The following is an 11,844-nucleotide window of genomic DNA, read 5'->3' on the forward strand; positions in this document are numbered from 1 at the left end:
GGACTTCTAAGTTGATGTTGTGAAGCAAGTGCGTATTTCCTGCGCACATTAAAGCTTCGCTAATCTTACGATAACTATATCGAAAAAGAACATAACAAGTTGTATCAAGCCGTGACGCAATGGTCATCTATTTATTGCACCAGCATGCGTTATAAAACAGCAGATGCGCATGTAGAGTTTGTTCTTCTTACAATAAAGCGATTGTTTCAATTGGCATTTTATTTAAAAACACTTCAACTTATATCTGGGGTAGGTAGGTAATTTCAAGTTATTTTGCACTTTAAATTTCGTCATAAAAGTCAATAAACTGAAATATAAAGCCATCAAAAGTCTATTTGTAGAACACAATGTTTCGTTGTTTGGGGTAGTCGTTATACAATTTACGTGATTATCTATACATCTAAATTGGAACAATTCACTTCCAATTTAGGTGCAGCATCTCTTCATTTAACCCGCTAACCAAAGATAAACCGAGTCAATCAATGATCAAGTGGATTATTCTCGCGATATTCATCATATCGGCACTGTATATTCAACGTCGTGGAAAAGTACGACATTCGTTCTATCGTCAATTCTTTGATCATTCGACCATTTTGGCACCTATTAATTTTTTGATGTATATGTTCTCTAAGGTGCCAAACCAGCCTTATATCGACACACAGCATTTTAAAGATTTAAAAGTGTTAGATGAAAATTGGGAAATGATTCGTGATGAAGCCAAAGCTTTATATGAGCAGGGTGGGATCAAAGCCTCTGAAAAATATGATGACCTAGGCTTTAACTCATTTTTTAAAACTGGTTGGAAGCGTTTTTATTTAAAATGGTATGACTCTGCACATCCTTCAGCAGCAGAACTGTGCCCTAAAACGACAGCATTGCTTAAAACATTGCCAACTATTAAAGCGGCGATGTTTACTGAGCTTGCTCCTGATAGTCGATTGGTTCGTCATCGTGATCCTTATGCGGGATCTTTACGCTATCATTTAGGGTTGTTGACGCCAAATGATGATCGTTGCTTTATTGATGTAGATGGTCAGCGATATTCATGGAGAGATGGTGAAAGCGTTGTGTTTGATGAAACCTACATTCATTATGCAGAAAACACGACGGATCAAAATCGTATTATTTTCTTTGCTGATGTAGAGCGCCCTTTAAAGACACGTTGGATGGAACGGTTTAATCATTGGTTTGGTAAAAATGTAATGACTGCGGCAAGTTCACCGAATGAAGCAGGGGATCAAACGGGTGGTCTGAACAAAGCATTTGGTTATATTTATCGCTTGCGTGTGAAAGCAAAAGCACTGAAAGCCAAGAACCGTCAGTTATATTACTTTTTAAAATGGTTCTTGATGTTAGGGATATTCTTCCTGATTTTTATTCGACCTTATGTGTTTTAAGACCATTTAGATCAAAATGCGCCTCAGGGCGCATTTTTTAATTATACTTAAAATGATGTAAATTAAAATTGAGAAGTTGTTCAATAAAAGCTATGCTTTTGTGTGTAAAATATACAAAAGAAAATTCAAATGAATCTCAAAAAAACAATATTAGTACTAAGTGTTTTACCGTTTTTTTTAAGTGCCTGTGGCGGCGGTGGGTCGGGAGATTCGTATGAATCATCACCGAGTACACAATTTCGAAACGGTGATCAACTCTATTCAATTTACTATAATTCCAATGATCGATTCGGCTTAAATTATATTGAATTTCAAAATGGACAATTTACTTATACGGATAGTTTTAAACCGTTGAATAGTGTGATTGTGACGTGAAATCGTATCTATCAAACCTATGATCAAGCCCAAAATACGCTCAGTGTGAATAGTCCTAGTCATTGGACGATGAATATCATTGGTGACATCCAAACGGATATCGAAATGGAGCGTGTAAACCTATCGGGAAAAAATGTTTTTGATACAGTTTTATCAGGTTATCGCAACATTGATCGAAATGATTTGAGCCCTAATGTGAGATTGTTTATCGCCAAAGATGGTCTTAAAAATTTTTCTTCAGGTAGCTATTGTTATAGAAAGAAAGCAGAACAAAATCGAGTAGATTATTTACAACTCTATCCAAACACGAGTGAACCATTGGAAGAGAGTTTTAACCAATTTTATGAAGATAACTTGCTGTATCTTGATCTTTTAAATGAAAAAAATCCAATAGTTAAATTTCAACTTGTTAAAGATCGTTGGATGGGTATGAATTTTAGCAGTATTTTTGACACCAGTATGAAGATTAGTTTAGATGATTCAACAGCCATTGAATTTGAAAGCAAACTATATCCTGCTGAATATCATCAAACTTTGAAGCGTACGACTGATGATGAATATAAGCTCTATGAAAAATTGCTAATGAACGATGACGTTGCAGAAAATAGACAGCGTTATCAGTTGTTAATGGCAAATATTGAAAAAGGGTGTACGTATTATAATAAAACGGCAGCAGAATCCTTTGTCATGATTCCTGGTTTAAGATGATTTGTTCAAAAAAAGCCCATAATGGGCTTTTTTTATTAATTGATGATCGAGAGCTGACCATCTTTGCAATCCAACTTGAGATGAAGTTGATCTGGATGCTTTAGGAAGTAGATTGCAATAATGGGTTCTAGTTCAGTTCTCATTTTACGTGCTAAATGACGTGCCCCAAAGCGGATATCATGACCCTGATAGAAATATGCTTTGGCAAGGTCTGATAAATGAACCTGACGTTTTTGATGTTGCAAACGAATGTTGAGTTTTTCCAGTTCAATATCTACCAATTTAGGGAGTGCATCATCTTGAACAGGTTGATAATGAAGGACACGATCAATTCGATTCAGAAATTCGGGATCAAAACTGTGATGCAGTATTTTTTCAATGATGGCTTTCGTGGGTAGGCGTTTTAAACATAGATTTTGAAGTTTTTGCGGTAAAACATTTAATTTATCTAAATATTGTTGTGCTGCGCGTGCTCCTGCATTACTGGTCATAAAAATCATACAATTACGAAAATCAATCGTTTTTGTTCCAGCAGTAAGGGTTAGACGACCAGTATCCAACACATTCATTAAGCCACGAATCACTTCGGGAGAGGCTTTTTCAAGTTCATCAAACAGCATAATGCCAGGACGGGTATGAGAGCCATTAATCGCAGTTTCATCGAATAAACTGTGACCTTCTTTCGAACCGACATATCCAGGCGGAGCGCCTGTTAAAGCGGCTGCATAATGTTCTTGAGCCAGTGTATTCATATCGATACGACAAAATGCATCAGGACGACCATAAATCGCTTCAGCAATCAAACGAACAGTCTCTGTTTTACCAACACCTGTTGGTCCAAGCATCAAGGTGACGGACAAAGGGCGTTCAGGACTTGAAAAGTCAGCTTTGACCACGTGAAGCAGTTTTTCGATTTCATCTAAGGCTGGATTTTGCCCAATGATACGATCACGCAATAACTGCATCACTTTGGCTGGTTCAAAATGAAAGCGAGACTTTCCAATGAGTCGATCTTTTTCTGAAGGACTATGGGATGAGAGTGCGGGTTGTATGGCGTGAAAAGCACGATCGGTCGCAGTCATGTTGGCGCATCTATGAATGAATCAGTTGAAAAGCATATCAAACTTGAATTTAACAACTCAGACTTTTTAACAATCAGCTGATTATAAAATCTGCGATCATTGCCCTGAACTGTTGGATCAACAAGGTTTTAAAATCGTCTACCGAAATGCACTTGAAATAGAGCGCGTTACCATCACAATAAGCTCATGCTGTTGCATGAATGACTGACTCTACATTAAAGGCTGCTTGTGAACGAAAACGTACGTGAACACATTGAAAAAATCTTAGCCAATCTTACGACTTTGCCTGGTGTCTATCGCATGTTAGGTAAAGATGGAGAGTTGTTGTATGTGGGAAAAGCCAAGAATTTAAAAAATCGTGTTTCTAGCTATTTTGTTAAAACCATTGAGCATCCCAAAACACAGGCTTTAGTTGCCCGCATTCATGATATTGAAACCATGGTGGTCCGCTCAGAAACGGAAGCATTACTTCTTGAACAAAACTTAATTAAGCTTCATCGACCGCCGTATAACATCATGCTGCGAGATGATAAATCTTACGTCTATATTTTTGTGTCCAGTGATAAGCCTTATCCACGTATTGCAGCAGGTCGTGGTAAGGGGAAACATCAAGCAGGTAAATTTTTTGGACCTTATCCAAGTGCTTATAATGCACGTGATACATTGGTGGTCTTACAAAAATTATTCAATGTCCGCCAATGTGAAAATAGTTATTTTGCGCAACGTAAAAGACCGTGTTTACAGTATCAAATTAAACGTTGCTCAGCTCCATGTGTGGGTATGATATCACCTGAAGACTATAAAGATGATGTTGATAACTCTATTCGTTTTTTACAAGGGGACACACGTGAGCTTAACCAAGAATTAATTGCCAAGATGGAAGCGGCAGCAGATGCTCTCGAATTTGAAAAAGCCGTTTTTTATCGTGATCGGATGGCATTATTGCGTGATGTCCAAACGCAACAAGCGATTTATAAAGTCAAAGGTGAAGCAGATATATTGGCGATCGCATACCAAGCGGGGGTAACGTGCGTTCAGATTATGCATGTGCGTAATGGCAAGATGTTGGGAGGAAAAAGTTATTTCCCAGATATGTTGGGCGATGATTTGGGACAAATGCTGGCAGATTTTATCGCGAACTTTTATTTCCAAGTTGCCGATGAGATTCCAACAGAATTAATCGTCAACGTGGAGCTGCCAGACAAAAAAGACATAGAAGAGGCACTACAACAAAATTTTGGCAAAAAAATTCTGATTAAAGCAAAAGTTCGAGAAACCCGTGCAGAATGGCTCGAGCTTGCGACCATGAATGTACAGCATGCCATTAAAGGACAACTTGCTAACCATTATGAATTGAATGAACGTTTTCATCAGTTAGAAGAGGTGGTCGGACGTCCAATTGATCGTATCGAATGTTTTGATATATCCCATACGATGGGCGAAGCAACGATCGCTTCTTGTGTTGTCTTTGATAGTGGAGGGGCTCGCAAGCGCGATTACCGTCAGTTTGCTATCGAAGATATCACTGGCGGTGATGATTATGCTGCCATGCGTCAGGCTTTAACACGACGCTATAAGAAAGCAATGCTGCCAGATTTGCTTCTCATCGATGGTGGTAAAGGGCAATTACATATGGCAATGCAGGTCATGCAAGATCTTGGATTGGATGCATTCATGGTGGGGGTTTCAAAAGGGGAAGGGCGTAAGCCTGGTTTGGAAACCTTACATTTCACTGATGGTACAAAGATTCAACTGCCTGAAGACCATAAAGCGCTACATTTAATTCAACAGGTTCGTGATGAGGCGCATCGATTTGCCATTACTAAACATCGTGCCAAGCGCGATAAACGTCGTGGGCAGTCAGTTTTAGAAGCTATTCCAGGGCTAGGACCAAAACGTCGCCGTGATTTATTAACACATTTTGGTGGGATTCAAGGGGTATTAAAAGCCTCTGAAAAGGATCTGAATTTAGTCCCAGGTTTTGGTGCAAATCTCGCTCGGACTGTGTACAAAATCTTGCATGAGTAATCATGCATATCAATTTGCCAAAATGATCATTGACCTGCGAGTCATTGATCATTTACCTCAATCTGAAAATTCAGCATGCTAGCGCGATAAGAAATTTAAAATAAAAGGGTTGCACATGTCATTTGGACAGGTATTTCAAGAAATTGATCAACAAGAATGGGTGGGGATCCCTGAGGGTTGGTTGCAAGGTCGTACCATTTTTGGTGGTTTAACCACGGCGATGATGCTACACAAAGCAACACAAATGATTCATGACCCTCAAAAAAGATTATTAAGCACCAGTGTGGTATTTGTGGGTCCTGTTCAGGAAAAGCCAGTCAAAGTGACAGTGGAAATTTTAAGGCAAGGTAAATCTGTGACCAATATTGAGGCTCGGATTTGGCAGGATGATGCTGTACAGGGAATTCTGCTGGCAAGTTTTGGTTCAGACCGTGAATCAGTTGTGAATATGGATCAAACTCGCACAGCACCACAGTATGATTCGCCTGAAAGTTTAGTTAAGTTGCCTTATCATCCTCTTATGCCGCAATGCTATCAGAACTATGATCTGATTTGGGCTGAAGGGAAATACCCTTGTACGGCTGCTGAAAAGCCAGATTTTGGCGGGTGGTTTCGATATGCAGAATCTAAATTTGAAGCAGGTCCGCTGAGCATGCCTGAATTTATAGCAATGTTAGATATTTGGCCTGCAGGAATTTTTCCTATATTAAAAAAACCAGCACCGGGCAGTTCAATTTCTTGGTATGTGACGCTGTTAGAGCCTATTCAAGCTGACCGACGAGATTGGTTTAAATATAAAGTATTTACAGATCATTCTGCGCATGGTTATTCTACTGAATATGCCCATATTTGGGACCATAATGACCGTCTCGTTGCAATTTGTAGACAGACTGTCGCGATTTTTGCCTAGTCGACAGCGAGTAGTGAATCGTTTAAAGTAAGCGGATTAAAGAATCAAAGCTCAAGTTTTTATTGCAAATTTTAGCTGTAATTGGGGCAAACTGGCGGTGTCTATGTCTACAGGTCGCATCCTGAATATACCAAATATCTTGACGCTAGCACGTATTGCGTTAATACCTGTTTTTTTAATTATTGCCTATTGGCCTCCTGCGATTGGTGTGGGTGGGCATGAAGGGGGTATGACGCGTCATATCATTCTGACTGCAATTTTTGTGATTGCTGCTGTCACAGATTGGTTTGATGGTTACTTGGCAAGAACATTGAATCAGACTTCTGCATTCGGACGTTTTTTAGATCCTGTTGCGGATAAATTAATGGTCGCGGCAGCATTGATTGTTTTGGTGCAATGGCAACCTACAATTTCGATGGCTTTTGCTGCGATTGTGATTATTTCACGCGAGATTACGGTTTCTGCTTTACGTGAGTGGATGGCTGAGCTCGGTGCACGTACCAATGTAGCTGTATCTACGGTTGGCAAATATAAAACAGCTTTTCAGATGATTGCTATTTCCGTGTTCTTACTCAATTGGAAACCACTTGAATTAGTTGCATATGGTTTGTTATATACCGCTGTAATTTTAACACTGTGGTCCATGTTTATTTATTTAAGAGCAGCATGGCCATATCTAAAACAACCCTAATGTATTTAAAGCGCCAAAAGGCGCTTTTTTTATTTCGTTGAGAACGTGATTTAAAAAATGAGAAGTAAATTTGCTATTGCTTTGAGTATCTTGTCGAGTTCAAGCATTTATGCGGATGATTTATCACGGGCACAAGAGTATTTGCATAATGATGGAATCGCGTATTGTCTATCTCATTCTGAGATTTATGCAAATGAAGCAAATATTGCGAGAGGTGGATATTTTCAACTCGGTGAGCATAGCCATGAGGCGGCAAAACAAGTGCAAAATTATATTGATCAAGCGCTCAAAGAAGCGTTAGGCAGCTATCAATATTCAAAAGAGAAAGCATACCTTATGCGTTGTTTGGAAATCTCTTATTCAACGCAGTATCGAAATTATATTAAAACTGTTTATGCGTTAGATGTTATCGAAAATCAAAAATAACCTTAATTGCTTAAGCTTTTCTGGTGATGGTTAAAGTAATTCATATTGTGAGATTCAACCGCTTTAAATTTGAATCATCTTAGAGATTAAAAATAACAATGAAAAAAATACACTTTCAAAAAGTCATTGATGACTTAAACCTTATGGAAATACTCAAGTGGTATCAAGTTACAGTGGTCGGTACGCCACCTTTAGGAATTGCAACAGCACAAAGTGATATCGACCTCATTTGTAGTTATCCGATTGAGCAAGAGAATCATTTGATTGAAACACTAAAATTATTTCAAACATTTAAGGCATGGTGCATTGAGCGAAGTTATTTTGAACGTGATACTTAGATTTACCGACTTGAATATTGTGCTTGGTCAATTGAGATATTTTGTTCTACAACACCAATTCATCAGCAGGCGGGATTCCAGCACTTCTATGTTGAACGTAGAATATTAGATTTGGGAAATGACCAATTTAAACAGGAAATCATTCGCCTTAAGCTAAAAGGTATAAAAACTGAACCTGCATTTGCACAGATGTTAGCGCTCGATGGTGATCCTTACACGAAGTTAAGTCAGCTATATGAAGCAGATGACTGTGTGTTGATTCAACTGCTTCAATGCCAAGGTTACCTAGATTAAACTTTAACTATGGGTTTCCTCATCTCCATCGTCTTCAAAAGTTTTTGCAATTTTTTCGATATTCAAACTTTTAGCCATCGCATCAAAAATTTGTTTATATACACCGTCTTGATGGTAAAGAGCATCATGTTCTCCATGCTCGGCAATTTCGCCTTCTTTCATGACATAGGTGTAATCCGCATCAATAATTTGCGACAGGCTGTGCGAGATAATAATGACAGTACGTCCTTGTTTAATCTCATCAAGGCTTTGTTTAATTTGTTCCGAAGCAATGGCATCCAAACTCGCTGTCGGTTCATCTAAAAAGATAATCGGTGGATTTTTCAAGAACATACGAGCAATCGCAATACGCTGTTGTTGTCCTCCAGAGAGTTGCAATGCATCGGAATGATAGCCATCTGGAAGTTGTAAAATTTGCTCATGAATGGATGCTTTTTTAGCAGCAATGATCACGTCTTCTTCAGTAGCATCTGTTTTACCATAGCGAATATTTTCAAGAATAGTCCCTTGGAAAATATGATTTTTTTGTAGGACTAATCCAATATGATCTCTCAAATATTGTGTATCAATTTGATTGAGATCGATGCCATCGAGTTCGATACACCCCTGATTAGGTTCATAAAATTTATCTAAAAGACTGATTAAGGTTGATTTTCCCGCACCTGATAAGCCAACTAATGCAGTAATTTTATTGGGTCGAATCTCCATATTGATATTCTTTAGTGCGTGATGACCGTTTGGATAAAAGAATTCAACATTTTTCAGCGTAAATTTTCCTTGAATTTGCGGTTTGAGTTGACCTGTAGGTTCAATTTGATCATCTGCTTCTAAAATTTTAAAGAAGCTTTCTGAATAGATCATGGCATCATTCACTTCATCATATATACGATGTAAGGAGCGAATTGGCGCGGATACATTATTGAACAACAGTACATGAAACATGATCATACCGATGCTCATCTGACCATCAAGCACAAAATACGCAGTTAGGATGATGATTAAAACAATACCTATTTGTTCAATAAAGGTTTTTAACCCATCAAATAAAAAACTGACTTGACGGGTTTGCATTTGATTATCTGTGAGTTCTTTTTGTAGTTTGAGTTGTTTGGTTGATTCTATTGACTCGCGGTTGAAAGATTTGATAACCGTAATTGAATTAATAATTCCGAGGATACCTTGGCTTTTCTTTTCTCGACCATCACGTAAATTCCGACGCCAGCCTCCGAGTTTTTGTGCTTGTTTATAAGTTAACCAGAAGTAGATTGGAACGATAGTGGTCGCCACCAAGCCAACATAAAAGTTGGCGTAGTACATTAATCCTAAAGCCACGATCGCACTGGTAAATAACGGCAAAATGTCAATAAAGAATATTTGAACTAGACGAGTCAGAGAGCCAATACCACGATCGATTCGTGTTTGTAATTTGCCCGCCTGATTATTCTCTTCGTTGAAAAAAGCTAATCTATAGGTCAGAAATTTTTCAATGATGCCTTGTGCTAAATCTTGTGAAATAAAAATTCTAAGTTTTTCACCATAAAACTTTTGTCCGAATTGCACAAAAGCATTAATCACTTCTTTACCCAATAATATCGCTGTAATGGTAATCAGGATATTCCAGCCTTCGGCTAAGCCAAAGCCATTCTCAACCAGCGCATTAATTTCATCAACCGCATACTGCAAAGTGAGTGCATTCACTTGAGCTGTGAATGAGCCGATGAGCGTAAGAAAGAGAGTGGCAATCACTAAAAAGCGATAAGGTCGAACGAAAGGTTTAAGTTTTAGAAAAAGTTGCCATAAATTCATAAGCGATTGTTTTTATTGTCTAGATTTATGCCAGTCTAAGCTTGATTGTCCAGTGTCACAAGCGTTCACAATGTTTCAATTTGTCAGTTGAAATATTCAGCTAATATACGGTTATATTTTCATGGCAAATTGGTTATGAACTTTGAGCTGTTTGCACCCGAACCCAATTCAAATCTCCTACCTTGTGATGGGATTGTAGAAGATTACGGTCTTATACTTACTCATGCTGAATCACAGGATTATTTCGATTATTTTTTAGAAGCTTTGGCTTGGAAACAGGATGAAGTGATTTTATACGGCCAATATTTTAAGACGGGTCGTAAAGTCGTATGGTATGGTGACCAAAACTATCAATATCACTATTCAGGAATGGATAAACAAGCACAGATTTGGGATTTGAAATTATTAGTACTCAAGCAAAAAATTGAACTTATAACAGGAGTTCAATTTAATTCTTGTTTGGCCAATTTGTATGAAGATGGAACTCAAGGTGTAGGATGGCATAGTGATGATGAAGCTGCATTAAGAGATCCTGAACATGGCGGGACCGTCATTGCCTCACTGAGTCTCGGCGCAACCCGAAAATTTAGATTTAAACATCGTGATAAAATTCATACTGCGGAAATGTATCTACAATCAGGACAGTTGATTGTGATGAAAGGTCAAACACAGCGTTTTTGGAAACACACTTTAGCGAAATCAACCAAAGTATTAGAGCCTAGAATCAATTTAACCTTTCGCTATTTTTATCCTAGATGAAGTGGCAAATATTCTATTAAGGTTGAATACCTTGAGGATTACGATACCAACTTTCAATAAATAAAGCGGCTGCCAAGCTGTCTGCGGACAACTTTTTTCCACGCCCTTGCGCCTGATAATGATCAAGTTCATCACGCGCTTCGCGAGTTGTTAATCGCTCATCCACCATCCATGTTTCTATATTGGTTTGGTGTCTTAAACGACGGGCAAATTTACGTGCTCGTGTTGATAGTTCCGATTCGCTATCATCCATATTCAGTGGTAGCCCCACTAAAAACAGATTTGGAGAATGCTGTTTTACAATTTTGAGTAGATCATCCCAATTGGGAATGCCATCTTTCATCGGTAAAAGTGAAAGTGGCGTAGCACTTTCAATAATGGACGATCCTACAGCCATTCCTGTTTTTTGTGTGCCAAAGTCAAAGGCCATAATGAGTTGAGCGGTAGTTGAATCAGGCATGTCCAATCTCAGATGAAAGCCATGTACGATCGACCCCCATTTTTCTATAGGCAGCGTCCCAGCGATCGTCATAGGGTAAGTTAAAAATCAAATCCATATCAGAGTCACAAATGAGCCAGTCACCTCGAGCGATTTCTTGTTCCAACTGGTTTTTACTCCAACTTGCATAGCCTAAAGCAATTTGATAGCGACCAACACCTTCATTGTGTGCGATTGCATCAAGAATATCCTTTGAAGTTGTTAAACAGAGATTTTCACCTACAGCGATGGACGCATGCCAAGTAGGTTGCCCCGTATGAAGTACAAAACCCGCTTCTGGTCGTAAAGGACCACCTTGTAAGACATCATGTGGGTGAACATGATCTGCAACGATATCAAGATCTGTTAAGAGTTCTTTAACCTGAATCCCAGCTGGACGATTGATCATAATTCCCTGCGCACCTTCATGATCATGACGAGCAATATAGACCACACTATTTGCGAAGAAATCATCTGCTAAATCAGGTGGGGCAATCAGGCAACGGTGCGTTAGAAATTGTTTACTCACCTAATGGCTTCTCCTATGTTTGA

The 11,844-nt window shown here is 38.6% G+C and carries 11 protein-coding genes and 1 pseudogene; 8 read left to right on the forward strand and 4 right to left on the reverse strand.

Annotation, left to right across the window (positions count from 1 at the left end):
* The first annotated feature begins 482 nt into the window (after positions 1-482).
* The gene (gene lpxO, locus AC1M9D_RS08265; protein ID WP_035265982.1) at positions 483-1,397 is read left to right on the forward strand and encodes a lipid A hydroxylase LpxO; all 915 of its coding nucleotides are present in this window, start codon (positions 483-485) and stop codon (positions 1,395-1,397) included.
* A 444-nt stretch (positions 1,398-1,841) separates the two neighbouring features.
* On the forward strand, positions 1,842-2,480 hold the full coding sequence (locus tag AC1M9D_RS08270) for a hypothetical protein (protein WP_481611920.1): 639 nt from the start codon (positions 1,842-1,844) through the stop codon (positions 2,478-2,480).
* Between the two features lie 35 nt (positions 2,481-2,515).
* Here the strand turns inward: AC1M9D_RS08270 and AC1M9D_RS08275 are convergent, their stop codons facing one another.
* Entirely contained in the window at positions 2,516-3,562 is a 1,047-nt protein-coding gene (locus AC1M9D_RS08275) for an AAA family ATPase (protein WP_481611921.1), read from the reverse strand.
* Positions 3,563-3,790: 228 nt separating this feature from the next.
* Between AC1M9D_RS08275 and uvrC the strand changes: the two genes are divergently transcribed.
* From uvrC to AC1M9D_RS08300, 5 genes and pseudogenes are all read left to right on the forward strand, one after another.
* On the forward strand, positions 3,791-5,590 hold the full coding sequence (gene uvrC, locus AC1M9D_RS08280) for an excinuclease ABC subunit UvrC (RefSeq protein ID WP_481611922.1): 1,800 nt from the start codon (positions 3,791-3,793) through the stop codon (positions 5,588-5,590).
* Between the two features lie 115 nt (positions 5,591-5,705).
* On the forward strand, positions 5,706-6,500 hold the full coding sequence (locus AC1M9D_RS08285; RefSeq protein ID WP_481588589.1) for an acyl-CoA thioesterase: 795 nt from the start codon (positions 5,706-5,708) through the stop codon (positions 6,498-6,500).
* A gap of 103 nt (positions 6,501-6,603) precedes the next feature.
* On the forward strand, positions 6,604-7,191 hold the full coding sequence (pgsA, locus tag AC1M9D_RS08290) for a CDP-diacylglycerol--glycerol-3-phosphate 3-phosphatidyltransferase (protein ID WP_035265993.1): 588 nt from the start codon (positions 6,604-6,606) through the stop codon (positions 7,189-7,191).
* Positions 7,192-7,248: 57 nt separating this feature from the next.
* Positions 7,249-7,617, forward strand: coding sequence for a hypothetical protein (locus AC1M9D_RS08295; RefSeq protein WP_481594804.1), 369 nt, complete (start codon positions 7,249-7,251; stop codon positions 7,615-7,617).
* Between the two features lie 98 nt (positions 7,618-7,715).
* Positions 7,716-8,249, forward strand: a pseudogene (locus tag AC1M9D_RS08300) (DUF4269 domain-containing protein).
* 3 nt (positions 8,250-8,252) lie between these two features.
* Here the strand turns inward: AC1M9D_RS08300 and AC1M9D_RS08305 are convergent.
* Positions 8,253-10,055, reverse strand: coding sequence for an ABC transporter ATP-binding protein (locus AC1M9D_RS08305; RefSeq protein ID WP_481588591.1), 1,803 nt, complete (start codon positions 10,053-10,055; stop codon positions 8,253-8,255).
* Positions 10,056-10,190: 135 nt separating this feature from the next.
* Here AC1M9D_RS08305 and AC1M9D_RS08310 point away from each other — a divergent pair, with 135 nt between their 5' ends.
* Positions 10,191-10,814, forward strand: a complete 624-nt coding sequence (locus AC1M9D_RS08310) for an alpha-ketoglutarate-dependent dioxygenase AlkB family protein (protein WP_481611923.1) — start codon at positions 10,191-10,193, stop codon at positions 10,812-10,814.
* A gap of 16 nt (positions 10,815-10,830) precedes the next feature.
* On the opposite strand, the gene ruvX is transcribed toward AC1M9D_RS08310, so the two are convergent.
* Entirely contained in the window at positions 10,831-11,274 is a 444-nt protein-coding gene (gene ruvX, locus AC1M9D_RS08315) for a Holliday junction resolvase RuvX (RefSeq protein ID WP_035266001.1), read from the reverse strand.
* Positions 11,267-11,821: a YqgE/AlgH family protein gene (locus AC1M9D_RS08320; protein ID WP_035266003.1), complete on the reverse strand. Its 555-nt coding sequence runs from the start codon at positions 11,819-11,821 to the stop codon at positions 11,267-11,269. The genes ruvX and AC1M9D_RS08320 overlap by 8 nt, the downstream gene beginning before the upstream one ends.
* Between the last annotated feature and the right edge of the window lie 23 nt (positions 11,822-11,844).

It is taken from the genome of Acinetobacter sp. ANC_7682 (genome assembly GCF_056779795.1).